Here is a 26,026-nt window from a genome sequence, read left to right as displayed (position 1 = left end):
GCAGCATTCGACATTAGGTTACCGCTCTCCCGTTCAATATCTGGAAGACTGGATGAAGAAACAAAATCAAGAGAATCTCGCTGCATGACATTCACCTGATGGTGAACTAATTATCGAGGGAAGCTCAGAGTTAGAACTGGACCGGCGTGGATGTGCTCAAGGAAGGTGCGAGCGCCTTCTTCAGTGAGGCTGGATGAAAGCCGGTAAATATTAACTTATGCATATCTATTTTTATCATGCTCTTGGTTGTCATCTGAGTCTTGGGATGTTGATAAAAAATACCTATTAGAAAATGATGCGTTGCACACTATGTTAAGTGAAAAATAGATATTTTGTTAGTGATAATTTAATATTGCGATGCCTTTTATGGGGCGGGCTGGTGATGTATTTGTAGCAAAGAGTTAGATATATTGCGTTGCGCAATGATGGGTAGCTGATTACGTGTTTTCTGTAGCTTGCCGAGGAGATGTTTTGATTAGATGAGGCATTATTTGAAATGCTGTGTTATTCGCCTCAGTCATGTTTACTTGCGGGCTATGGTATGATACGCGGTTAATCGTAATTTACCTCAAATACCGTAGGCGGATTACTTCATCTTGCCTTAATCACATTGTGCTGTCGTCCATTGCAAATCGGGCGTTTCTCTGATTTTGATTAGGTAAAGACAACTCTTACTCATAGCAGGAATCAGGCGTGACCTATAGCGTCAAAGAAATTTTTTATACATTGCAAGGCGAGGGAAATCACGCTGGTCGTCCGGCCGTGTTTTGCCGTTTTGCGGGCTGTAATTTGTGGTCTGGCCGCGAAGAAGACCGAGCAACGGCAATTTGCCAGTTTTGTGATACCGATTTTGTTGGCACCGATGGTGTTGGTGGTGGTAAATTCAGGCAGGCGCATGAATTGGCGGCGAAGATTGATTCTTTGTGGCCAGCGTCTTATGTGGCGAGCAAATATGTGGTTTTCACAGGTGGGGAACCTCTGTTGCAACTCGATGATGTGTTGATCGAGGCGATGTACGCCGTCGGTTTTGAAATTGCCATTGAAACAAACGGCACGTTGCCTGTCCCAGAAGGCGTTGACTGGGTCTGTGTCAGTCCTAAAATGGGTTCAGAGCTTCTCGTGCGCAAAGGGAACGAAATTAAAGTAGTCATCCCACAAATTGGTCAGGATATGGCTTCATATGCGAATCTTGATTTTGAACATTACTTTGTGCAGGCGATGGATGGCCCATTGAGAGATGATAATCTACGCCGCGCAATAGACTTTTGCAAACAGCATCCACAATGGAAGTTAAGTTTGCAAACACATAAACTCCTACAAATTCCGTAAGCTTTTCATGTTAACGATTACCAGAAAAATGGAATTCGATGCAGGTCATCGTATTCCCGATCACAGCAGCCAGTGTCGTAATTTACACGGTCACCGCTATACGTTGCAAATCACATTAACAGGTGAGGTGGTGCAGCAAGACGGCGAGTCCGATAATGGCATGATTATGGACTTTGGTGACATCAAAGCACTTGCTAATCAGCATTTGGTGAATTTATGGGATCACTCCTTCATTGTCTATGAGAAGGATTACATCATCAAGAATTTCCTGGAGAAGTTGCCTGGTCACAAAACTGTGGTGATTGATCGCGTTCCAACGGTTGAGAATTTGGCGAAAATTGCCTTTGATATTCTGAAAGACGTCTATCACGACCGCTTTGGACGTTCACTCGCACTGACAAAAGTGACGTTATATGAAACGCCCAATTGCTGGGCAGAGATTGACGGATAATCCTGTGGTGCCAATGAATAATCTGAATGCTGTTCCTGGTGATATTGATCAGGCAGCTTCAGATCTTTTTTTTATGCGCGCGGCATTGACTCAGGCACAACTGGCTTGGGCTGACGGAGAGGTTCCAGTTGGTGCGGTGGTGGTAAAAAATGGTGTAATTATCGCAACCGGATATAATCGTCCTATCATCGACCATGATCCTACCGCTCATGCTGAAATTATGGCTTTGCGGCGTGCCGCGGATGTGTTGGGTAATTACCGTCTGCCGGGATGTGAGTTGTATGTGACACTTGAACCCTGCGTAATGTGTGCTGGGGCGATGATGCATGCTAGGCTGGCACGCGTGGTGTTTGGTGCTACCGATCGAAAGACCGGCGTCGCTGGTTCGGTGTTGAATATCTTTGACCATGCGCAGTTGAATCACCATACTGCGGTGGTTGGGGGTGTTCTTGCTGATGAGTGCGCTCAATTATTAAAAGATTTTTTTGCTAACCGTCGGCGTGAGGTTGCAGAAAAAAAGCGTTTGTTAAATTTGGATATTCCCGCCACTTAATTCTTCAATTTCTTTCATGCATTCCGCTAATCCAAAACGCTTTGACCGGACGACTCCTTTAAGCATCGCCATCGTGGCGCCGAGCGGAGCGCCTCTTGATGAGGATGCCGTTGTCAAAGGTCTGGCTTTCCTTCGTGAATTAGGGCATCAGGTTCATAATTACTATCATCCAGAAGAAAAGTTTCTGCGCTTTGGCGCTACCGATCAATTGCGTATTGACCATTTGTATGCGGCGGCTGCGAATCCTGACGTTGACGTCGTTATGGCACTTCGGGGTAGTTATGGTTTCTCCAGATTACTGCCGCATCTGGACTTTGATTTTTTCGCGCAAAGCGGCAAAATTTTTGTCGGTTATAGTGATTTCACGCTGATGCATCAGGCGCTGCTTGCGCGCAATGTGCTCAGTATTGCTGGGCCTATGTTAGGCGATTTTAGCCATTCAGAGAAACTGTCTGCCTATACCCTCAAGCAGTTTTCTGAATGCTTGTCAGGGCCCACTCATCGCGTTGAATTTCTGTCCGAGGATACCTTGGATATGGTTGTTCATGGGCGGCTATGGGGTGGGAATCTGGCAATGTTGGTCAGTACTTTAGGTACCCCTTACTGGACTCAGCTTGATGACGGTATTCTATTTATTGAAGACATCGGCGAGCACCCATACAGAGTAGAGCGCATGTTGTTGCAACTGCATTTTGCGGGTGTACTAGAACAGCAAAAGGCCATCGTTTTAGGCGATTTTTCTGGTTATCGGTTGGCACCCCATGATAATGGCTATGATTTCTCGCAGATGCTGGCCTATCTGCGAAGTATTCTCTCAATTCCAGTGTTAACGGGTTTGCCTTTTGGTCATATTCCGGATCGGGCGAGCTTGGTTGTCGGAAGTGAGGCGACGCTACGTGTAGAGCAGGGGTGTGTCGTCCTGGAGATGATATATTTACTTTGAACTTTTTTGACTTCATCGCATCAGATTCAAGATGTTATTGTTATTTAGAGGACATACATAAAATAGACGTTTATTTTTGTATGTCCTTATTACTTTTTTGGTTCAAGGTATTTTGTATAAAAGTATGATCCCAGTCGATCATTTGAAACAAAATCTATACAAACGCCCCATTGCTATTCGATTAAGGGCTCCCCTATGATGTAAGCCCTTATTTGATGGAATTGCTGAAAATTAATATTCCGTCATTCGCTTTAGTCTTTAGTCACGTGCATTAAATATCTGCTAATTAATCATTTTGCTACAACAAAATGAAAACTACTTTTTCTGAAAAAATCATCATGTCAGATTCTAATAATAAATTTTCTCGCAACGTGCGTTATGTCGTTGCAGCGGTTGTGGTAGCAGGTGTTGCGTCAGGGATTTGGTGGATTACACATAAGCAATCCGCAGCAGTTGGTGGTTGGCAAGGGAAAAATGGTATGGCGACAGCAGTTGGTGTTGCGCCTGTTCTGAGGCAGGATGCTCCTATGCAAATAGGAGCGTTGGGTACGGTTAATTCTACCTACACTGTGACAGTACATAGTCGTGTTGATGGTCAGCTTGATCAAGTGCACTTCAATGAAGGTGAATTGGTCAAGCAAGGACAACTATTAGCCGAATTGGATCCCCGTCCGTATCAGGCGACTTTGACTCAAGCTGAAGGGCAATTGCTTCGCGATCAGGCATTGCTGAAAAATGCGCAGTTGGATCTACAGCGCTATCGCCAGTTGTTAGCACAAAATTCTATCGCTAAACAGCAAGTTGATACGCAGGAGGCCTTGGAGCAGCAATATCAAGGTACAGTGAAAAATGATCAGGGTATTGTTGACAATGCCAAATTGCAATTGAGCTACAGCAGGATCACGGCGCCCGTATCGGGGCGCGTTGGTTTGCGTCAGGTCGATCCGGGAAATATTGTTCATGCTAGTGATGCCAGTGGCGTTGTCGTTATCACGCAAATTGATCCAATTAACGTCGTTTTTTCGGTCCCCGAGACGAGTTTGACGAACGTCCTTACGGCGTCACGAGATGCAAAAGGACAGTTGAAAGTAGAAGTGTGGGATCGTGATAATCAACACAAAGTTGCAGACGGGATGCTCTTAGCCATCGATAATCAACTTAACACGGCCACAGGCACGGTGAACTTGAAAGCGAAATTTTCAAACGAAAAACAAACTCTGTTTCCGAATCAATTCGTCAACGTTCATTTGCAACTAGGCGTAAGAGCGAATGTAATCGTTGTTCCTACCGCTGCAATTCAACTCGGCAAAGGCGGGAGTTATGTCTACACCGTTAATGACGATTCTAGTGTCAGCATCAGCAAAATCGTTCTCGGTCCTGTTTCAGGCGACAATACGGTGGTCGAGAGTGGGCTCCAGCCAGGTCAAAGAGTTGTGATTGATGGCCTCGATAAGTTGCGTGATGGTGCGAAAGTGAAATTGGTTGATCGTAACGCAAAAGCCGATGCAACAGGTGGCGATACTCCTCGTGGTCACAAAGGGCAAAAAGGCGATGGAAAGGGTGCTGTTTCTGCTTCAGCTCCTTCTTCGGCATCCGCTGGACGTCCTGCTTCCGCTTCAAATTAAACGCAAGGAAATTGCATGAATCCGTCCCGCCCGTTTATTTTGCGGCCAGTTGCGACCACATTATTGATGATCGCAATTATGCTTACAGGTTTTTTGGCCTGGCGTTTGTTACCAGTGTCGGCGTTACCTGAGGTCGATTATCCAACGATTCAGGTTGTTACGCTGTACCCTGGCGCCAGCCCTGACGTCATTACCTCATCGGTGACAGCGCCGCTTGAACGTCAATTTGGTCAGATGCCAGGACTGTCACAGATGTCATCGTCAAGCTCTGGCGGTGCTTCGGTTATTACTTTGCAATTCAGTCTTGATTTAACCTTAGATGTGGCTGAGCAAGAAGTGCAGGCGGCGATCAATGCAGCAAGTAATTTGCTGCCAACGGATCTTCCGAATCCACCAATTTATAATAAGGTCAATCCAGCAGATACGCCAATTATGGCAATCTCGATTAGTTCGCCAACCTTGCCACTGACCAAAGTAGAAGATTTGGTCGACACACGACTCGCTCAGAAAATTTCTCAGGTTCCTGGCGTGGGGCTGGTCAGTATTAGTGGTGGTCAACGTCCTGCGGTTCGGGTACAGACAAACACCAAGGCACTCGCCTATCGCGGTTTAACGCTGGAGGATATTCGTACGGCAATTGGTAACGCTAACGTGAATCAGGCAAAAGGTAGTTTCGATGGTCCGCTGCAAGCGTCAACCGTCGATGGTAACGATCAGTTAAAGTCTGCTGAAGAATATAAAGATGTTGTGATTGCCTATCAAAATGGCTCGCCCGTCCGGTTGCGGGATGTCGCAAACGTTATTGAAGGTGCAGAGAATGCACATTTGGCGGCATGGGCAGGTGCAACACCGGCGATTATTTTGAACGTGCAGCGTCAGCCTGGCGCCAACGTGATCAAAGTGACCGACAAAATTAAGGCCTTGTTGCCACAGCTTAAAGCCGGTATGCCTGGCGCGGTTGATGTTGAAGTGCTGACAGATCGTACCGTTACTATCCGAGCTTCTGTCGAGGATGTGGAATTTGAGCTGATGTTGTCAGTGGCACTGGTCGTGATGGTGATTTTTATATTTTTGCGCAATGTCCCAGCAACCATTATTCCTGCTGTCGCAGTGCCTTTATCCTTGATTGGTACGTTTGGGGTCATGTATCTTGCAGGTTTTTCGATCAACAACCTGACACTGATGGCATTGACAATCGCGACAGGGTTTGTGGTTGATGATGCGATTGTGATGATCGAAAATATTGCCCGTTATATTGAAGAGGGCGAGGCGCCAATGGCTGCGGCGCTGAAAGGCTCTAAGCAAATTGGCTTTACGATTATTTCTCTGACTTTTTCGTTAATTGCCGTGTTGATCCCGCTTCTGTTTATGGGCGATGTTGTTGGTCGTTTATTCCGTGAGTTCGCGATTACGTTGGCAGTGTCAATTCTGATTTCTGCTTTCATTTCTCTGACGCTGACGCCGATGATGTGCGCACGCTTGCTCAAGCATGTACCAGAAGAAAAGCAAGGTCGTTTTTATCATGCCAGCGGACAATTTTTTGATAATATTATCGCTTACTACGGTAGAAAATTAGAGTGGGTTCTTGATCATCAGAATCTGACTCTATTGGTCGCATTGGGAACCTTAGTGTTGACTGCTTTGCTGTATATGTGGGTTCCCAAGGGATTCTTCCCGTTACAGGATACTGGGGCGATTCAAGGTATTAGTGAAGCGTCTCAGTCGATCTCCTTTTCTGCGATGGCAGTACAACAAGAATCGTTGGCGAAAAAAATTCTGCAGGATCCAGCAGTGGAAAGTTTATCTTCGTTCATCGGCGTAGACGGCGCGAATGCATCTCTTAACAGTGGTCGCTTACTGATCAATCTTAAACCAAAAGAAAGCCGAGATAACATCCGTGTGGTCACTAACCGTTTGCAACAAATGGTCAGTGAGATTCCTGGTATGTCGTTGTATCTGCAACCTGTTCAGGACTTAAGTATTGATGCGCGGGTAAGTAGAACGCAATATCAATTTACGTTGCAAGCGACGAACCCTGAAGACTTATCAGCCTGGACACCAAAGCTCATTAACGAGTTGCAAAAACTCCCAGCGTTGGCCGATGTCGCCAGTGATTTGCAAGATAAAGGCTTGCAAGCTTATGTACAAATTAACCGCGATACTGCATCACGCCTTGGTGTGACAACTGCGGCGATTGACAACGCTTTGTATGATGCGTTTGGTCAGCGTTTGATCTCGACTATTTTTACGCAGACAAATCAATATCGCGTTGTTCTTGAGGCGGACCCTTCAGCGCAACAGGGGCCATTGTCACTGAAAGGGATTTATGTCCCGACTCTGACCGGAGGTCCAATCCCGCTTGATACTGTCGCAACCATCGAACAACGCTCGACTTCGTTGACGATTAATCATTTGGGTCAATTTCCGACTGCGACTATTTCATTTAATTTGTCGAAGGATGCGTCATTGGGTGAGGCAGTCGAAGCGATTCATCAGACGGAAGCGCAATTGGGTATGCCAGCCAGTATTGAAACACGGTTCCAGGGTGCTGCCATGGCTTTTCAGGCATCGCTCAGTAATACGTTGTGGCTAATCTTGGCTGCGATCATCACGATGTATATTGTGCTGGGCGTGTTGTATGAGAGCTATATTCATCCAATCACTATCTTATCGACCTTGCCATCGGCGGGTATTGGTGCATTGTTGGCGCTATTGGTGAGTGGTACTGAGCTCAGTGTGATTGCAATCATCGGCATTATTTTGCTAATCGGTATTGTCAAGAAAAATGCCATTATGATGATTGACTTTGCGCTGGAAGCTGAGCGTGATCATGGTATGACACCCCGCGAGGCCATTTATCAGGCGTGTTTATTACGTTTTCGGCCGATTCTGATGACGACCATGGCAGCGTTATTAGGCGCATTGCCATTGATGCTTGGTGGTGGAATGGGGTCAGAGCTACGCGCACCTTTGGGTGTCACGATGGTTGGTGGCCTGATGGTTAGTCAGGTATTGACGCTCTTTACGACGCCAGTCATTTATCTCGCTTTTGATCGTCTGGCGCGTCGCTTTGGTAAGGTATCTGCTCCTATCGTTGGTGATGAGGTCGAAGTATGATGTCGTCGGGGCCGTTTATCCGGCGTCCGATTGCAACGACGCTGCTCACACTGGCGATTTTTTTGGCGGGAATGCTGGCGTTTAAGTTGCTGCCGGTATCACCGCTGCCACAGGTCGATTTTCCGACGATTCAGGTCAGTGCCAGATTGCCGGGGGCCAGTCCTGAAACGATGGCGGCAACTGTTGCTACGCCGTTAGAACGTGCACTTGGTCGTATTGCTGGCGTATCCGAAATCACTTCTTCTAGTTCACTTGGATCGAGCAATATTACATTGCAGTTTGATTTGGAGCGAGACATTAACGGTGCCGCGCGTGATGTGCAGGCCGCCATTAATGCCGCGCGCTCGCTGTTGCCAACGGGAATGCCTGCCAATCCAACGTATCGTAAGGTCAATCCGGCAGATGCTCCCATTATGATCATTGCGTTGACGTCTGACTCTATGACAAGGGGGCAAATGTATGATGCTGCAGATACTGTCCTCGGACAAAAATTAGCTCAGGTCAATGGAATAGGTAACGTTATTGTCGGTGGTGGCTCTCAGCCTGCTGTTCGCGTTGAAGTGAATCCATTGCAGCTGAATCATTACGGCATTGGTATGGAGACAGTGCGTGCTGCTATTACCACGACTAATGCAAATCGACCCAAAGGGTTTATCGAGGATGATACGCATCATTGGCAAGTGCAGGCCAATGATCAGGCCAAGCTGGCAAAAGATTATTTGCCGCTCATCGTCAGCTATAGCAAAGGTAATCCGGTTCGCATCTCCGATATCGCTGCCGTGAATGACTCTGTTCTTGATGTGAGAAATGCGGGGCTGTATGGAAAACAACCAGCCGTCATGCTGATTTTATTCCGACAACCTGGGGCGAATATTATCGAAACAGTTGATCGCGTCAGCGCTTTATTGCCGAGCCTAAAAGCATCGATTCCCGCCGCGATTAATATGGATGTTGTCATGGACCGGACACCGACCATTCGTGCATCGTTGCGCGAAGTGGAGCGTTCTTTGGTGATCTCCATCGCATTGGTGATTATGGTGGTGTTTTTGTTCTTGCGGAATGGTCGTGCGACGGCCATTCCGGCAATCACAGTGCCGGTTTCCTTGGTTGGTACTTTTGCGGTCATGTACATGGCAGGTTTTTCGCTCAACAACCTGAGCCTGATGGCATTAACCATTGCAACAGGGTTTGTTGTGGATGACACCATTGTTGTCCTTGAAAACATCTCGCGCCACATTGAAAATGGCATGAGCCCATTTCATGCTTCGCTGAAAGGTGCGAAAGAGGTTGGATTTACCGTATTATCGATGAGCATTTCACTCATCGCGGTGTTTATTCCGATTCTCCTGATGGGAGGGATTATTGGTCGCTTGTTCAGAGAATTTGCAGTGACATTATCCGTAGCGATTCTGGTGTCACTCGTTGTGTCATTAACGACGACGCCAATGCTCAGCGCACTTTGGCTTAAACCGCATACTGAGGCGAAACACGGTAAATTATTCCAGTTAAGTGAGCGCGTATTTGATTCGATGCTGTCCTTATACCGTCGATCGCTCCACTGGGCCTTGAATCATGGCCCCATCATGATGGTCTTATTGTTTGCGACGATTGTGCTCAATGTGTATCTCTACATTATTGTTCCTAAAGGTTTCTTTCCACAGCAGGATACGGGACGTCTTAACGGCATGATTCAGGCTGATCAAAGTATCTCGTTCCAAGCGATGCAGCAAAAACTGAAAAGGTTTATTGATGTCGTCGGCGCTGATCCTGCCGTTGATAAAGTCATTGGTTTTACTGGTGGAGGTCAACGAAATATGGCGAATATGTTCGTTTCTTTGAAGCCGCGCGGTGTACGCACAGAAACTGCTGATCAGGTGATTGCGCGCCTGCGAAAGACATTATCTAAAGAACCAGGTGCAAGTTTATTCTTGCAGCCAGTACAGGATATTCGTATTGGTGGTCGTGCCAGCAACGCCCAGTATCAATATACCTTGCAAGGGGATAGTCTAGATGAGTTACGCATGTGGTCGCCAAAAGTTGAGGCAGCAATGCGTAAATTACCTATGCTTGCGGATGTAAATACTGATCAGCAAACTAAAGGTCTCGAGACTAATCTGGTATTTGATCGTGACGCCATGGCACGCCTGGGGTTGACGCAAAATCAGGTTGATTCAGTCCTCAACGATGCATTCGGTCAGCGTCAGGTATCGACGATCTACAATGCCCTTAATCAGTATCACGTCGTCATGGAAGTCGCTCCTGAGTATTGGCAAAATCCTGATGGGTTAAAGAGTATCTACATGCAAACGCCTGGTGGGCAGCCAATTCCCATCTCCGCCTTTGCGCGCTGGGAGCCGACGACGACGTCACTTGCAGTGAACCACCAGAGTCAGTTTGCAGCGACGACAATTTCGTTTAATTTGCCGCCCGGCACGTCACTATCCGATGCAACAAAAGCAATTGATGTGGCGCTCGCAGAAATAGGTTTGCCGACGTCTGTTCAGGGAAGCTTCCAAGGTAGTGCTAAAGGCTTCCAGGATTCGCTCAGTAGCCAGCCGTTTCTGATTTTAACGGCATTGATTGCGGTGTACATCGTGTTAGGTATGTTATATGAAAGTATTGTTCATCCATTGACGATTTTATCCACTTTGCCATCGGCGGGTGTTGGTGCTTTATTAGCATTGATGGCGGTTGATTCCGAATTTAATATCATTGCTTTAATCGGTATCTTGTTGTTGATCGGTATTGTGAAGAAGAATGCCATCATGATGATCGACGTTGCTCTCACTGCAGAGCGTGAACAGCATTTGCCCCCAGAAGAAGCTATTCTGCAAGCCTGTTTGCTGCGCTTCCGGCCCATTATGATGACAACGCTTGCTGCTCTGTTCGGCGCGTTGCCGCTAGCGGTGGGGCATGGTGACGGATCGGAAATGCGCACGCCATTGGGGATTTCGATTGTTGGTGGTTTGATTCTGAGTCAGTTGCTGACGCTATACACAACACCCGTCGTTTATGTGTATTTGGATCGCTTCCGTTTGTGGTGTTCGTCTTTCCGCAACGGTGGTCAGGCTATCGTTGAAAAATACTAGGATTCATTGTTATGTCAAAAAAAATGTTTCACCCTAAATTGATGGTCAGTCTGCTAGCGTTAGGTTTGTCCGCATGTGCTATCGGTCCAAATTATGTTAAACCAAAGATTGATGCACCAGTCAGTTTCAAAGAAGATGGCAGCTGGAAAACCGCGCAGCCGATGGATGTCAGTCCGCGTGGCCCATGGTGGGAAGTGTATCAAGATGAGCAACTGAACCGGCTGGTCAAAGAGTTGAACGAGCAAAGTCCAACGATTGCTCAGGCTGAGGCGCAGTATCGGCAGACAAAAGAATTGCTCAATCAGGCTGAGGCAAGTTTATTTCCTCAAATTACCGTGAATGCCGGTGCAAAGCATGGTGAAATTAATGCAGGCGCACCTGCTTCAAAACAATATACAACCAGTCTTAGCGCCAGTTGGGAGGTCGATATCTGGGGAAGTGTTCGACGAGCGGTCGAGGCGGGTCTAGCGAAGGAAGAGGGCAGTGCTGCGCAATTGGCGGCCATTAAATTAAGTAGTCAGGCGCAACTGGTCACAGCGTATTTGCAACTGGTTGTAGCAGATGTACAGTTAAAGCAATTACGTGAAAGTGAAAAGGCACTCGAAGAGACGCTAACATTAACACGAAACCAATTCAAGGCCGGTATCGTTTCTGATGCGAATATTGCTTCCGCTGAAAGTCAGTTAAAGACCGCACAAGCAGCGACAGTCGATAAAGTATTGACTCGTTCCCAACTAGAACATGCCATCGCGGTGGCACTCGGAAAGCCACCAGCAAGCCTTAGCCTAGATGCGTCTCAGTCGGTCCCTCACTTACCACAATTGCCTACCGTGTTGCCGTCGCAATTGCTAGAACGGCGCCCTGATATTGCGGTAGCAGAACGGAATATGGCTGTCTCCAACGCTCAAATTGGTATTGCACAGGCAGCTTATTTTCCAACGATTACTTTATCTGCATCTGGCGGCTATACCGGCAATGCTTGGTCTAATTTGATTAGTACACCGAATCGCCTCTGGTCTTTAGGGCCTCAGTTAGTTGGTACACTTTTTGATGCGGGTGTACGTAAATCGCAAACGGCACAGGCAGTGGCTGTTTATGATCAAAGCGTTGCCAGCTATAAGCAAATAGTACTCGGTGCATTTCAGAATGTGGAAGATGACCTGATTGCCCAGCGCATGCTTGAGCAGGAAGAGAAGCTCCAGAATGGTGCTGTAGCGGCTGCACGGCGTTCTGAGCTGATTACTAAAAATCAGTATGCAGCCGGCACCGTCAGCTACATTAATGTCTTAACTGCGCAAACTACACGGATTAATGCAGAAGCCAGTTTGTGGAACGTCAAAAATCGTCAATATGCCAATAGCGTTGCTTTCATTGCTGCAATCGGCGGAAGTTGGTAATTCTCAACATATCGGCGCCAGACAGCTTGCTAGACGTTTGTTTTTGGGTTGTCCTGCGTAACTTGCTCCGGAATTGGCGTCTTGCTACATTTATTGTTGTAAGTGTAGGAAGATCGCAATAAATCTAGGTGTAAAAAAAGCGGCTTACTTATCTGTAAGCCGCTTTTTTATTTGCTTAAACTAATCAGTTGGATTAGTCGCCAGCATAAATGTCATTGTCTTTCGTTTCACGAATGAACAGTGCACCGATGACAACGGTAGCCAACGCAATAATGATTGGATACCACAGGCCATAGTAAATATCGCCTTTGAATGCAACCAGCGCGAAGGCAGTTGTTGGCAATAATCCACCAAACCAGCCGTTACCGATATGGTATGGCAAAGACATTGATGTGTAGCGGATACGTGTCGGGAACATTTCGACCAGCATCGCTGCGATTGGCGCATATACCATCGTTACATAAATCACGAGGATGATCAGCAGTACCAGAACCATTGGTTTGTTTATTTGCTCTGGATCTGCTTTTGGTGGGTAGCCAGCAGCCTTAATTGCGTCGGCCAGCTCTTTAGAGAACGCCTTATCCTTAGCAGCGGCTTCTTCTTTTGGCAGACCTACAGCACTGTAAGAAGTCAGTACTTTGTCGCCAATTTTGACCGTTGCAACTGCGCCTGCTGGAGCTACTTCGTTTGCATAATTAACCGATGCTGCTGCCAACTTAGCTTTAACGATATCGCATGAAGAATTAAACTTTTTAGTGCCAGTAGGATTGAACTGGAATTGGCAATCATCTGGATTGGCAGTAACTACAACTGGTGCATTTTTCAATGCGGCTTCCAATGCGGGATTGGCGTAGTGTGTCAATGCGCTGAAGATTGGGAAGTATGTCGCTGCGGCCAGCAAACAACCCGTCAAAATGATTGATTTACGACCAATCTTATCAGAGAGAGAGCCAAAAATGAGGAAGAATGGTGTGCCGACGATCAGTGATGCAGCAATCAGCAAGTTTGCTGTTGCGCCGTCGACTTTCAGTGTTTGCTGTAAGAAAAACAGTGCATAAAACTGACCTGTGTACCAGACCACTGCTTGACCCATTGTTAAACCAACCAAAGCGAGAATAACGATCTTCAGGTTTTTCCATTGACCAAATGATTCTGTCAAAGGTGCTTTAGATGTTTTACCTTCTGCTTTCATTTTTGCAAAAGCTGGCGATTCGTGCATAGACAAACGAATCCAGACAGAAACAGCCAACAAAAATACAGATACCAAGAAAGGCACGCGCCATCCCCAGGCACCGAATTCTTCTTCACCAATTGCTTGGCGAGTACCCAAAATCACCAATAAGGACAAAAATAAGCCCATTGTTGCTGTTGTTTGAATCCATGCAGTATAAGCGCCACGCTTACCATGTGGTGCGTGTTCTGCAACATACGTTGCGGCGCCACCATACTCACCACCCAGTGCCAGACCTTGAAGAATACGCAAAGTGACTAAGATGATTGGAGCGGCCATGCCGATCGTTGCGAAGTTAGGCAGCAAACCAACGCAGAACGTTGAGCCGCCCATGATCAGAATAGTGACCAAGAACGTATATTTGCGGCCGATCATGTCGCCTAAACGACCGAATACCAGCGCGCCGAATGGACGAACAATAAAACCTGCCGCAAACGCGAGCAGTGCGAAAATGAAAGCAGTGTTTGGGTCAGTGCCAGCAAAAAATTGCTTGGCAATAATGGCTGCTAGAGAGCCGTACAGATAAAAGTCGTACCATTCAAAAACGGTTCCGAGTGAGGATGCAAAAATTACTTTGCGTTCCTCCGCGGTCATTCCGCTTGACGCTGCTTGAGGTGCTGTCGCCATGCTTGTCTCCTGATTATGTTTTAAAGTATGTTGGCAAAGCGTGCTTATTAAAAATACCGACTGCATTTTTTGCACAACTTGAGTGTGCGAGCCAAAGCTTACGCAATACTGTCTTGAAACTTACAGAACCTTACAAAACAACAATACCAGCGTTTCTTTGACATTTATTTGTGAAAAAACCACGAAATCATCCAAATTTTTATCGTCAATATCGCTGGCCTACAAAAAATCCACTGAGTTAGTCTCATTTTTTGTTTTCTCTGACAGCGGTGTTTGCTTGGGTCGCTTAAATAGTAAAACAATTCTCATTGGAAACTTTTTCTTCAATTTGATTGACGCGATAGACTGATTCAACGAAAACTTTTCGTCTTTTTAAAAAAAATAATTATTTTCGAACGGTCGTGCTATATTATGTTTTTTTGCATCGCGCATGATTTATTGGTTTGGGCAAGGTGTGTGCCGCATGACTGTCATTTCGTCGCTTATTCGGAAAGCATCAGCGATCTGCGAAATGCAAAAAAGATAGTACAGAATTCATTTTATTTTCACTCATACTAATATATTGGAGACCCACATGTCTGATGCTGTCATTGTTTCTACCGCGCGTACTGGCCTTGCTAAATCTTGGAAGGGTGCATTTAATATGACCCATGGTGCAACGATGGGTGGACATGCGTTGGCCGCTGCGATTGCTCGTGCTGGTATTGATGCTGGTGAGATTGAAGACGTGATTATGGGCTGTGCGACGCCAGAAGGCGCCACTGGCAGCAATATTGCGCGCCAGATTGCTCTGCGTGCAGGTTGCCCGGTAACCACTGCAGGGATGACCGTTAATCGCTTTTGTTCTTCCGGTTTGCAAACAATCGCGTTGGCTGCGCAGCGGATTATTGCTGGTGAGGGCGATGTTTATGCCGCAGGTGGTGTTGAATCCATATCATGCGTACAAAATGAAGCAAATACGCATATGTTGGTCGATCCATGGTTAAAACAACATAAGCCAGAAGTTTACTGGCCGATGCTCCAGACGGCGGAGACTGTCGCTAAACGATACAACATTTCCCGCGACAGACAAGATGAATACGGCGTGCAAAGTCAGCTCCGTGCATCCGCTGCGCAGGCTGCAGGTTTATTTAATGCCGAGATCGCGCCAATGACTACGGTGATGGGTGTCGCCGATAAAGCGACTGGCATGTTGGTGACACGTGAGGTCACTATCTCTTCTGATGAAGGGATTCGTTCTGATACAACTCTTGAGGCTGTCGCAAAAATTCGCTCTGCGGTGCCAGGCGGTGTGATCTCTGCGGGTAATGCGAGTCAGTTTTCTGATGGAGCATCCGTTGCCGTATTGATGAATAGCAAGCTTGCTGAGGCGAGAGGCTTGCAACCTTTAGGTATTTTCCGTGGTTTTGCAATCGCCGGTTGTGAACCTGATGAAATGGGTATCGGTCCAGTGTATGCGATTCCAAAACTGCTTAAAAAGGCCGGTCTAAAGGTAGAGGATATTGGCCTGTGGGAGTTGAATGAAGCGTTTGCGGTACAAGTTCTGTATTGCGCGGATAAGCTTGGCATCCCTATGGATCGCTTAAACGTGAACGGTGGCGCGATTGCCGTCGGTCATCCGTATGGCGTATCCGGTGCACGTTTGACAGGACATGCGTTAATTGAAGGAAAACGTCGTGGCGTCAAATTTGTAGTGGTGACCATGTGTATTGGTGGTGGACAAGGTGCAGCTGGCTTATTTGAAGTAGTCTAACGTACACTTAAGTCCTGGTTTAAAAAGAGCTTCATGCGTGGAATGACTCAATGGTCGGACACCTGAAGCTCTTTTTGAGTTCTCACATTTTTTCGATACTGCCATGCAATCAAAAATCCTTTCCCGCCGTGATCTCGAATTTTTACTGTATGAATGGCTTGATGTTGAATCTCTGAATCAGCGCTCGCGCTTTGAAGATCACAATCGTGAAACCTTCAACGCTGCGCTCGATACCTGCGAGCAAATTGCCACTGATCTTTTCGCTACCCACAATAAAAAGAACGACCAGAATGAGCCGCATTTTGACGGCGAAGTCGTGCATATGATTCCTGAAGTAAAGCAAGCGTTGACCGCATTTTGCGATGCGGGTCTGCTTGCTGCAGGGCAGGATTATGAATTTGGTGGCATGCAGTTACCATGCGTTGTTGAAAAAGCGGGCGTTGCCTATTTTAAAGGGGCAAACGTTGGTACTGCATCCTACCCATTTCTGACAATTGGCAATGCCAATACGCTGCTCAAGTGCGGAACGCCAGAACAGATTAATTCGTATGTCAAGCCAATGCTTGAGGGGCGTTTTTTTGGGACGATGTGCCTGTCAGAGCCACAAGCTGGCTCGAGTTTGTCCGATATCGTGACCCGCGCCGAGCAGCAAGATGATGGTAGTTACCGGCTGACTGGCAATAAAATGTGGATTTCGGCAGGCGAACATGAACTGTCAGAAAATATCGTGCATCTTGTGCTTGCCAAAGTACCCGATGAAAACGGGCAGCTGATTCCTGGTGTGAAGGGAATCTCTTTATTTATTGTCCCTAAATATTTGCTTAATATGGATGGTTCCTGCGGCGAGCGTAATGACGTTGTGCTTGCGGGGTTGAACCATAAAATGGGTTATCGCGGGACAACCAACTGCTTACTTAATTTTGGTGAAGGCAAGTTTAAACCATTAGGTAAGGCAGGTGCTGTTGGGTATCTAGTTGGTACCTTACACCGCGGCCTGGCAAATATGTTCCACATGATGAATGAGGCGCGGATTGGCGTTGGCTTAGGTGCTGTTATGTTAGGTTATACGGGCTACCTGCATGCGCTAGATTACGCCCGCAATCGCCCACAAGGACGACCTCCGCTCAATAAAGACCCAGCGGCACCGCAAGTGCCAATCATTGCGCATACTGACGTTAAACGGATGTTGCTCACCCAGAAAGCCTATGTCGAAGGCGGACTGGCGCTCACTCTTTACTGCGCGAAACTGGTGGATGAAGAGCGTACTGGAACGACTTCCGAAGCGCGTGAACATGCATCGTTGATCTTGGAAATTTTGACGCCCATTGCTAAGTCATGGCCTTCACAATGGTGTCTGGAGGCTAATAATCTCGCAATCCAGGTGCACGGAGGATATGGATATACCCGCGAATACAACGTTGAACAGTTCTATCGTGATAATCGCCTCAATCCCATACACGAAGGGACGCACGGCATTCAGGGGCTGGACTTGCTCGGAAGAAAAGCGGTGATGCATGATGGCGCTGCATTGGAAGCGATAGGCGAATTGTTGCATAAGACATTGAGACTAGCTGCCAATCAGCCGCAACTGGTCGACTATGGCAAATCACTAGCACGTGTTTTACAGCGCTTAGCGCTGGTCACTAAGCAGCTACATGCTTGCGGAGATACCAATAAAACTTTGGCAAATGCGTCTGCTTATTTAGAGGTGTTTGGGCATGTTATTGTTGCATGGGTATGGCTGGAGCAAGCGTTGCTTTGCCTCGGTAAAGAGCAGCATCACGATGCCGATTTTTATGCCGGTAAACTTCAGGCGTGCAAATATTTCTTTAACTGGGAGCTGCCAAAAGTTCATCCGCAGTTAGATTTGCTCGGCAATATCGATACAACGACTTACGAAATGAAGGATAACTGGTTTTAAAACGGTGGGTACATTGCTCAATGCCATTCTTGATCTAATGGTGTTACCAGCAAAGTGGCAACTGTACCCGCATGTTTTTAGCGGTTTATTGCATGCAATAAATTTAGACGAAAATAATTACATTTAAAAATAAGAATTGGAGACAAATATGAAAGCAGCACGTACCGTTCAACAGTTATTTAACCTTAGTGGCAAAACAGCGCTGATTACAGGTGGCTCACGTGGTCTTGGTTTGCAAATGGCGGAAGCGCTTGGTGAGCAGGGAGCAAAGATAGTTCTTTCATCTCGTAAGCAAGCGGATCTGGATGAAGCCGTTGCTCATTTGAAGAGCCGTGGTATTGAGGCGAGTGCCGTTGCCGCTGATTTATCCAAAGAGTCTGCTGTAACGCCGTTACTTGATGCCGCTTTAGCGCAACTCGGGCACATCGATATTCTAATCAATAATGCGGGGGCGACGTGGGGTGCGCCAGCTGAGGATCATCCTATTGAAGCATGGGATAAGGTCATGAATTTAAATATCCGCAGTATCTTTTTGTTGTCGCAGGCGGTTGGTAAACGTAGCATGATTCCACGTCGTTCTGGTCGCATCATCAATATTGCATCGATTGCTGGTTTGGCAGGTAATGCACCAGGAACCATGCAGACGATCGCCTATAACACCTCCAAGGCTGCAGTGATCAATTTTACGCGGACACTGGCCGGAGAGTGGGGCGTGCATGGCATTACCGTCAATGCGATCGCACCAGGATTCTTTCCTTCTAAAATGACGAAAGGAATTTTGGATCATCTGGGTGAAGAAAAACTCGCTAAAGAAGCGCCGCTGCAACGAATTGGCGATGATGAAGACGTAAAAGGCGCCGCTCTGTTATTTGCCTCTGATGCAGGCAAGCATATTACTGGCCAGACCTTGGCAATCGACGGTGGTGTATCCGCGGTGTAATCATGGAGCCAACCACACCTGCTCAGGCTGCGTTGCAGCAGCCATCACCAACCATTAATCCTTTCTTACATGACCTGGGTGTCGAATTTCTTGAAATGGAAAACGGCACAGCAAAACTATCACTGGATCTGTCTGAGAAGCATATGAATAGCTGGCAGATTACGCACGGCGGCGTCATTATGACGATGCTAGATGTTGTAATGGCGATGGCTGGACGATCATTGCATGCAGATTTAAAAGGCGTCGTGACGGTCGAAATGAAGACCAGCTTTTTGCAGCCAGGTGGCGTCGCTGGTGGGCGGATTGAAGCGCGTGGTAATGCCTTTCATCAGTCGTCCACAATGTGTTTTTGCGAAGGGGAAGTGTGGAATGGTGAGCGTCTTGTTGCAAAGGCGATGGGAACGTTTAAATATCTGCGTCGACTGACGTCAGGTGAAAATATGAAAAAATTGTACGGAAGCGATTAATCTTCATTTAGTTGCTGACATGGTGATCGTTAACATTTCATCGCATTTTATCGTGGCAAGTGGCGCAATTGATGCGAGGACGTATCGCGGGGTTTCAGTACTCGCGAATTTTTAATAAAATGAGAAAAAATCATGAATCAATATCAACGTATAGTTTTGGCATCACGCCCACAAGGTCAGGTTGTTAACGAAAACTTCCGTGTAGAGACATTGCCTGTTCCTGATATCAAAGAGGGCGAGGTGTTGGTTCGGAATCATTTTTTATCACTCGATCCTTACATGCGCGGGCGCATGGAAGATGCGAAGAGTTATGCCGCACCACAAGCCTTGGATGAGACCATGATTGGCGGAACAGTAGGTGAGGTGATTGCCAGCAAGAATCCACGTTTTGCGGTAGGCGACAAGGTTCTTGGTATGTTAGGTTGGACGGAAGTTGCCGTGTCCGACGGCATACTGTTGCGTAAGCTTGATACAACCCATATTCCACTTTCGGCCTATCTGGGTGCCGTCGGTATGCCAGGTCTCACGGCCTGGTATGGTCTGACGCAGATCATGAACCCTAAAGCGGGTGAAACAGTGGTGGTGTCTGCGGCAAGTGGTGCTGTTGGTAGTGTGGTTGGTCAGTTAGCGAAGCAATTGGGATGTCGCGTGGTCGGGATCGCTGGCGGCGCTGAAAAATGTGCTTATGTGGTCAATGAGTTAGGTTTTGATGCTTGCGTTGATTATAAAGCTGGTCAACTCGAAACCGATCTTGCTGCGGCCACCCCGAATGGCATTGATGCTGTATTTGAAAATGTTGGCGGCGAAGTATTTGACGCGAGTCTGGCGCGTATGAATCCGTTTGGGCGGGTTGCGCTCTGCGGCATGATTGCTGGTTATAACGGGGAGCAGATCAGTATCAAAAATGCCCGCGTCTTTTTAACAATGCGCGTTACGTTGCGTGGTTTTATTGTGTCTGAACATATGGATCTCTGGCCGCAAGGTTTGCAGGAATTGGGCGCAAAAGTAGCGAGCGGGAAGCTCAAGTTCAGAGAATCAGTTGCAGAGGGTATTGCGAGCGCACCAGATGCATTCATCGGTCTGCTGAAAGGGCGTAATTTTGGCAAACAGTTAGTTAAGCTGACTTGAAACAAGTGAGATCTGTTTCAACTGCAAAGAACGAAAATAACGCCGTGTCAGTCAATCCGTCGTTTTACCAAATAAAAAAATCCAACAGGAGACATAATGAAAGTTTTTAAAGACAGAGTTGCAGTGATTACTGGTGCTGCCAGTGGATTTGGTCGAGAGTTTGCGCTCATTGGTGCCCGTCTAGGTATGAAGCTCGTTCTCGCTGACGTACAGCCGGACGCTTTAGATAAAATCAAAGTTGAGCTTGAAGAGCAAGGTGCGCAGGTGTTGGCTATGCTATGCGATGTACGTCATGCCGAGCAGGTGCAGGCGCTTGCCGATGCGACAATGGCACGTTTCGGTGCCGTGCATCTCGTCTTTAATAACGCCGGTGTTGGCTCTGGTGGACTGATTTGGGAAAACACGCAAGCTGACTGGGAATGGGTGTTAGGCGTTAATCTGTGGGGTGTGATTCATGGCACGCGGATTTTTACCAATCTGATGCTTGCCTGCGCCAAAACAGATCCAGCATACGAGGGACATATCGTTAATACAGCATCGATGGCGGGACTTTTAAATGCCCCGACAATGGGTGTCTATAATGTTTCAAAGCACGCAGTGGTATCCCTGTCTGAATCGTTGTATCAGGACTTGCAGTTGGTTGAGGCGCCGATCGGTGCATCCGTCTTGTGTCCATATTTTGTTCCGACGGGTATTTCGCAGTCGCATCGAAACCGTCCGGAAGATGTCAAAGGCGACGCACCAACGGCTAGTCAGCGTGCAGCGCAGGCGATGTCCGATAAAGCGGTTACCTCTGGAAAAGTGACAGCGCAGGAAGTTGCAGAAAATACGTTTAAGGCGATCAGTGAGCAACAATTTTATATATTTTCTCATCCAGGTGCGCTAAGTAATGTGCAGGAACGGATGGAGGACGTCGTGATGATAAGAAATCCTGGTGATCCTTACAAAGCCGCGCCACACATTCGCGATATGTTACGCGCAAAATTAAAAGCTTAAGCCTCAGCGGCTCAAACTTAGATTATTTCTCGCGTAACTTAGGAAGGAGAGGCTGCAATGACTGCAAGTATTAAACCTGGCCAATTTGCCCAATTAGACAATGGCACTCGATTGCATTTCGCCAGTGCGGGTGAAGTGGGGCGGCCATTGATATTATTTGTCCATGGTTTTCCAGAGTTTTGGTACGAGTGGTCAGCGCAGTTGGCTGAGTTTGGGCAAGACTATTTTGCGGTTGCCCCAGATTTACGAGGTTTTAATTTATCCGATATGCCCGCTGATTTGGGTGAATACAAGGCAAAGCATATTGTTGATGACCTACGTTTGTTAGTTTCTCATCTGGGATATGAGCAAGCGATTGTTGTCGCCCATGACTGGGGAGGTGCAATATGTTGGAATATGGCTATTGCGCTACCATCTCTGGTAAAGAAGCTGATCATTATCAATTCACCGCATCCGTATTTGTTTATGGATGCCTTGAGCAACGACCCAGAGCAACAAACTGCTAGTCAATACATGAACTGGTTGCGCAATCCGGGTTCTGAAGATGCGCTCTCCAAAGACAATTTCGCGTTGATGGATGGATTCTTTAATGGTATGGGGCAGGGCGATGCCTCTTGGTACGACAAGCCAACCCGAGCCGCATACCATGCATGTTGGCAGCGTGGCTTAACTGGCGGGGTCAATTATTACCGCGCATCGCCATTGCATCCTGCTACTGAGGGCCATGCTGGGCCATCAAAATTAAATCTGAATCCTGACGACTTCAAGGTTCGTGTGCCTACACGCATTATCTGGGGTGAGAATGATAAAGCCTTACCAAAAACACTGTTAAATAGCATCGAAGATTTTATCGATGATGTCAAAATTCAACGGATTCCTGAAGGTTCGCATTGGGTGATTCATGAACAGCCAGAACGCGTGAATCGATTAATACGAGACTTTTTGAATGATTGAAAGTTGATCCATGGCGTTTGAGGATTTTGTTTTTTCCCATTCTTTGCGGGTTCGATGGTCTGAAGTCGATATGCAAGCGATTGTGTTTAACGGGAATTACCTGACCTATTTCGACGTTGCTTTCACCGAGTACTGGCGTGCGACTGGCTTACCGAATGCAGTGGCGCAGGCGGCAGAAGGAAAAGAGCTATTTGCACGGAAGTCATCGGTCGAGTATTTTTCTCCGGCACGGTTTGATGATGTTTTGGATATTGGCGTCAGATGTAGTCGCATAGGACAATCATCGATACAGTTTGTACTTGAAATATTTCGTGATGGCCAGCATCTAATTTCGGGTGAGTTGGTTTATGTCTACGCTGGTAAGGGGGCGGACGGCGTGACTCCCAAAGGGGTTCCTGTTCCACTAGATTGGCGTGAGATAATAGGCGACTTAGAAAAAATCAAACCGCTAGGGATTAATTGACATGGCGACATTGAAATCAGGCGCTCACATTGTTTTGGGGGACTGGGCTGCGCTCGAAAAAGATGCGCACGCAGTCCGTTATGCGGTGTTCGTACAAGAGCAAAAAATTCCAGCCGAGCTTGAGTGGGATGTGATGGACGTCCAGTGTTTGCATGCAGTTGCTTATGACGATAATAAACAGGCGATTGGTACGGGGCGTTTATTGCCGGACGGTCATATAGGTCGTATGGCGGTGTTAGCCAGTGCCCGTAGTTCGGGTGTTGGTGCTGCCATCCTTCGTACCCTGATGGAGCAAGCAAAACTGCGCGGAGATAAACTGGTACAGCTTAACGCCCAGCAGTCTGCGGAGCCGTTTTACGCACGAGAAGGCTTTGCCAGAGATGGCGAGATCTTTATGGAAGCAGGTATTGCGCATATTTGTATGGCTTACCAGTTTTCTTGAGGTGAGTGCAGTGCGTATATTTCGCTAAGGGACGTTACCCTGTAGCTTTTAAAAGAAGCAAAATTATTTCTATTGCAAACTGAGGCGTGTCATGGACAGTGTTTCTGGTAATCAGCACAAATATTTTGATATCTTTAATGGTGATGCGGATGGCATCTGTGCGCTCCACCAGTTGCGGATGGCTTTTCCGCGCGAGGCTATCGAAGTAACTGGTGTAAAAAGAGATATTACCTTACTTGAGAAAATACAGACCTCCCCAGGGGATCGCCTAACAGTGCTTGATATTTCGCTCGATGCGAATGTCGCAGCCTTAAAAGGGCATCTTGATGCAGGCGCTTTTGTCAGTTACTTTGATCATCACGAAGCCCGTAGCATCTTTCAACATCCTCACCTTGAATTTCATTGGTCTGATGCAAAAGATGTTTGTACCAGTATTCTGGTGAGTCGTTTTTTGGATCACCGTTATGTCATGTGGGCAATTGTGGCGGCATTTGGTGATAACTTAACCAACGTTGCCAACGGTATGTGCATGGAGCAGGGATTGGGTTGGAGCGATCGTGCTGTCTTGCAAGAGTTGGGTAAATTATTAAACTACAACGCATATGGTGAGCAACTATCTGACTTGCATCTTCACCCTGCGGATCTCTATCGAGAAGTCCACAGGTTTGTCAATCCCTTTGATTTTATTCGTAGCTCTTCACATTTTCTCGCCTTGCAGTTTGCTTACGCAGAAGAAGTGACGTATCTCAATAACCTTCGCCCTGTAGAAACCCGATACAAAAGTAAGGTGTATGTGTTGCCGGATGCGCCTTGGTCGAGGAGGATTTCCGGTTTGCTGGCAAACAAATTGGTTGATGAGCAGCGAGACTCTTCATTTGCTGTACTTACCCCTAAATCAACTGGTGGTTATCTCGTGAGTATACGATCCGCACAACCAGACACAAAACCCGCGAGTGAGTTTTGTTCCGGGTTCCCAAGTGGAGGAGGGCGACGATTGGCAGCTGGGATTAATTATTTGGATGAAAAGGATGTTGCCTCGTTTATACAGCGTTTTTTTGATTTCTTCGAGGTAGCATCGAGTCAGTGAGCTGCGCTGTGACAAGAGGGTTGTGTTGTATGTACGGCGATTAACGCTCAATATGGTCAATTGAGCGTTCCAGAAAAATTACACGACGGCAACCAGTACACCAGCAGTTAGTACTAATACTCCTGCAATCCGCTCCGTAATTAGGGCGTATTTTTCCTGTGTTGCTAAATGGCTCGCTTTACTTGCTAGCATGCCGTAACCAAGTAAAATAAAAAATTCCGGAATGATGGAGCAGGCCGCAAGAATCAGCATTTGCAAACCAATCGGTTGGGATGGATTGATAAATTGAGGTAGAATCGCGACGAACGTTAGCATACTTTTAGGGTTTGTTAACTGCAGCATCAAGGCTCTTGAGAAGATCTTTTTTCCTGCTTCAGGTTGTCCGTCGACGCGGGATAGCGTGATTGGCGAAGGTCTGCCAAAAATAGCTGATAATCCCAGATAAACCAGATAAGCAGCCCCAAGATATTTAATCCCCATGAAGATCATTGGCGATGCTAACAATGCACCACCCAGTCCAGTGGCGGATAAGGCGAAAAAAATCGCATTGCCAGACAAAATGCCCAAGGTCACAAACAGTGATTTTCGCCAGCCGCGTGCGATGCCATAAGCCACGACCATCATCACCGCTGGACCTGGTGATAAGGACATGGCTGCTTCTGTTGCTGTAAACAATGCCCAGCTTTCAAACGTCATTGTCATGCACTTATGCTTTCACAAACTGGAACAAGGTGTTTAACACTGCATCAGATTGTTCTGACATCAACGAATGACCACAGTTTTCGATGAGTGTGATTTTTCCACGAGTAATGATATTGGTGAGCGTCGTTGTCGCTTTGGGCGGTGTCATCATATCTTTTTTGCCAATTACAAATAAGGTTGGGCATTGCACAGTGTGCGCCGCCGCTTCACCATTTGCGTATGCATTACATGCAAAAAAATCGGTATAGAACAATTTGTCTGGGTTGATTTTAGACAGTCTTTGCATGAGACGTTGGCTGCCTCCTAGTACAGAAAACCCCGGCCCAGGAAAGGATGGTTTGTGCGCCATCGACGTGTGTGACCAGATGTTGACCATATCAATGGCAGTCTGTTCTTCATCACGCGCTGCGTTAAGCAGGGTGTCTGAGACCTTCATGGGATATGCAGTACCAATTAAACAGAGCTTGCTGACCCGCTGAGGCGCATTTGCGCAGGTTTCCAGTGCAACTAAGGATCCCATGCTGTGACCAACGAGTGTGGCTTGTTGAATTTGTGCCGCATCCAATAAGGCAAGCAGCCAGTGCGCCATGTCTTCGATGGAAGTTAACGCCGGTCCTTTACTGCGCCCATGTCCAGGCAAATCAACGGCGAGGACGTTATAACCATGATGCGCAAAATAGCGACTCTGCAGTCCCCAGACAGAGTGATCGTTTTGCGCGCCATGGATAAAAACGACCGTCGGTAATTCTGGTTTTAGTAGCTTGCCACCGGTGTAGCAATAGGCTTCATGTTGGTTGACGTTGAATAGCAT

21 protein-coding genes are annotated in these 26,026 nt (G+C 47.1%); 18 read left to right on the top strand and 3 right to left on the bottom strand.

Annotation, left to right across the window (positions count from 1 at the left end):
- Nucleotides 1-693 precede the first annotated feature (693 nt).
- The 8 genes from queE to ACO0KV_RS15310 all read left to right on the top strand — a co-directional run bounded on the left by queE (nucleotide 694) and on the right by ACO0KV_RS15310 (nucleotide 12,504).
- Nucleotides 694-1,329, top strand: coding sequence for a 7-carboxy-7-deazaguanine synthase (gene queE, locus ACO0KV_RS15345; protein ID WP_423043571.1), 636 nt, complete (start codon nucleotides 694-696; stop codon nucleotides 1,327-1,329).
- Between the two features lie 7 nt (nucleotides 1,330-1,336).
- The gene (gene queD / locus ACO0KV_RS15340; RefSeq protein WP_423043569.1) at nucleotides 1,337-1,780 is read left to right on the top strand and encodes a 6-carboxytetrahydropterin synthase QueD; all 444 of its coding nucleotides are present in this window, start codon (nucleotides 1,337-1,339) and stop codon (nucleotides 1,778-1,780) included.
- Between the two features lie 13 nt (nucleotides 1,781-1,793).
- The gene (gene tadA / locus ACO0KV_RS15335; protein WP_423043574.1) at nucleotides 1,794-2,333 is read left to right on the top strand and encodes a tRNA adenosine(34) deaminase TadA; all 540 of its coding nucleotides are present in this window, start codon (nucleotides 1,794-1,796) and stop codon (nucleotides 2,331-2,333) included.
- 16 nt (nucleotides 2,334-2,349) lie between these two features.
- Nucleotides 2,350-3,276 carry an LD-carboxypeptidase gene (locus tag ACO0KV_RS15330; RefSeq protein ID WP_423043567.1) on the top strand — a complete coding sequence of 309 codons (927 nt, stop codon included), beginning with the start codon at nucleotides 2,350-2,352 and terminating at the stop codon, nucleotides 3,274-3,276.
- 338 nt (nucleotides 3,277-3,614) lie between these two features.
- The gene (locus ACO0KV_RS15325) at nucleotides 3,615-4,901 is read left to right on the top strand and encodes an MdtA/MuxA family multidrug efflux RND transporter periplasmic adaptor subunit (RefSeq protein ID WP_423043565.1); all 1,287 of its coding nucleotides are present in this window, start codon (nucleotides 3,615-3,617) and stop codon (nucleotides 4,899-4,901) included.
- Nucleotides 4,902-4,916: 15 nt separating this feature from the next.
- Entirely contained in the window at nucleotides 4,917-8,018 is a 3,102-nt protein-coding gene (locus ACO0KV_RS15320) for an MdtB/MuxB family multidrug efflux RND transporter permease subunit (protein WP_423043563.1), read from the top strand.
- Nucleotides 8,015-11,107 (top strand): multidrug efflux RND transporter permease subunit, encoded by a 3,093-nt coding sequence (locus ACO0KV_RS15315; protein WP_423043561.1) that lies wholly within the window; start codon nucleotides 8,015-8,017, stop codon nucleotides 11,105-11,107. The genes ACO0KV_RS15320 and ACO0KV_RS15315 overlap by 4 nt, the downstream gene beginning before the upstream one ends.
- A gap of 11 nt (nucleotides 11,108-11,118) precedes the next feature.
- Complete coding sequence (locus ACO0KV_RS15310; RefSeq protein WP_423043559.1) at nucleotides 11,119-12,504, top strand: efflux transporter outer membrane subunit; 1,386 nt, start codon at nucleotides 11,119-11,121, stop codon at nucleotides 12,502-12,504.
- Between the two features lie 193 nt (nucleotides 12,505-12,697).
- Here ACO0KV_RS15310 and ACO0KV_RS15305 read toward each other — a convergent pair whose 3' ends face one another.
- Nucleotides 12,698-14,362, bottom strand: a complete 1,665-nt coding sequence (locus ACO0KV_RS15305) for an MFS transporter (protein ID WP_423043557.1) — start codon at nucleotides 14,360-14,362, stop codon at nucleotides 12,698-12,700.
- Between the two features lie 574 nt (nucleotides 14,363-14,936).
- On the opposite strand from ACO0KV_RS15305, the gene ACO0KV_RS15300 reads away from it, so the two are divergent.
- From ACO0KV_RS15300 to ACO0KV_RS15255, 10 genes are all read left to right on the top strand, one after another.
- A complete protein-coding gene (locus ACO0KV_RS15300; RefSeq protein ID WP_423043555.1) occupies nucleotides 14,937-16,115 on the top strand; it encodes an acetyl-CoA C-acyltransferase in 1,179 nt (392 codons plus the stop codon).
- A gap of 103 nt (nucleotides 16,116-16,218) precedes the next feature.
- On the top strand, nucleotides 16,219-18,036 hold the full coding sequence (locus ACO0KV_RS15295; RefSeq protein WP_423043553.1) for an acyl-CoA dehydrogenase: 1,818 nt from the start codon (nucleotides 16,219-16,221) through the stop codon (nucleotides 18,034-18,036).
- Between the two features lie 148 nt (nucleotides 18,037-18,184).
- The gene (locus ACO0KV_RS15290; protein WP_423043551.1) at nucleotides 18,185-18,976 is read left to right on the top strand and encodes an SDR family oxidoreductase; all 792 of its coding nucleotides are present in this window, start codon (nucleotides 18,185-18,187) and stop codon (nucleotides 18,974-18,976) included.
- Between the two features lie 2 nt (nucleotides 18,977-18,978).
- Complete coding sequence (locus tag ACO0KV_RS15285) at nucleotides 18,979-19,443, top strand: PaaI family thioesterase (RefSeq protein ID WP_423043549.1); 465 nt, start codon at nucleotides 18,979-18,981, stop codon at nucleotides 19,441-19,443.
- 132 nt (nucleotides 19,444-19,575) lie between these two features.
- Nucleotides 19,576-20,571: an NADP-dependent oxidoreductase gene (locus ACO0KV_RS15280; protein ID WP_423043548.1), complete on the top strand. Its 996-nt coding sequence runs from the start codon at nucleotides 19,576-19,578 to the stop codon at nucleotides 20,569-20,571.
- 96 nt (nucleotides 20,572-20,667) lie between these two features.
- Nucleotides 20,668-21,567: an SDR family oxidoreductase gene (locus tag ACO0KV_RS15275; RefSeq protein WP_423043546.1), complete on the top strand. Its 900-nt coding sequence runs from the start codon at nucleotides 20,668-20,670 to the stop codon at nucleotides 21,565-21,567.
- A 57-nt stretch (nucleotides 21,568-21,624) separates the two neighbouring features.
- The gene (locus tag ACO0KV_RS15270; protein ID WP_423043544.1) at nucleotides 21,625-22,521 is read left to right on the top strand and encodes an alpha/beta fold hydrolase; all 897 of its coding nucleotides are present in this window, start codon (nucleotides 21,625-21,627) and stop codon (nucleotides 22,519-22,521) included.
- 10 nt (nucleotides 22,522-22,531) lie between these two features.
- Nucleotides 22,532-22,984 carry an acyl-CoA thioesterase gene (locus ACO0KV_RS15265; RefSeq protein WP_423043542.1) on the top strand — a complete coding sequence of 151 codons (453 nt, stop codon included), beginning with the start codon at nucleotides 22,532-22,534 and terminating at the stop codon, nucleotides 22,982-22,984.
- A 1-nt stretch (nucleotide 22,985) separates the two neighbouring features.
- Nucleotides 22,986-23,426 (top strand): GNAT family N-acetyltransferase, encoded by a 441-nt coding sequence (locus ACO0KV_RS15260; protein WP_423043540.1) that lies wholly within the window; start codon nucleotides 22,986-22,988, stop codon nucleotides 23,424-23,426.
- A gap of 91 nt (nucleotides 23,427-23,517) precedes the next feature.
- A complete protein-coding gene (locus ACO0KV_RS15255) occupies nucleotides 23,518-24,513 on the top strand; it encodes a DHH family phosphoesterase (protein ID WP_423043538.1) in 996 nt (331 codons plus the stop codon).
- Nucleotides 24,514-24,591: 78 nt separating this feature from the next.
- On the opposite strand, the gene ACO0KV_RS15250 is transcribed toward ACO0KV_RS15255, so the two are convergent.
- Nucleotides 24,592-25,215, bottom strand: a complete 624-nt coding sequence (locus ACO0KV_RS15250) for a LysE family translocator (RefSeq protein ID WP_423043536.1) — start codon at nucleotides 25,213-25,215, stop codon at nucleotides 24,592-24,594.
- 4 nt (nucleotides 25,216-25,219) lie between these two features.
- Nucleotides 25,220-26,026 carry an alpha/beta fold hydrolase gene (locus ACO0KV_RS15245; RefSeq protein WP_423043534.1) on the bottom strand — a complete coding sequence of 269 codons (807 nt, stop codon included), beginning with the start codon at nucleotides 26,024-26,026 and terminating at the stop codon, nucleotides 25,220-25,222.

Source organism: Undibacterium sp. RuRC25W (assembly GCF_049339825.1).
Taxonomy (GTDB): Bacteria; Pseudomonadota; Gammaproteobacteria; order Burkholderiales; family Burkholderiaceae_D; genus Undibacterium.
The sequence above is the reverse complement of the archived record's forward strand: the minus strand, read 5'-3'. Positions and strand labels throughout refer to the sequence as shown.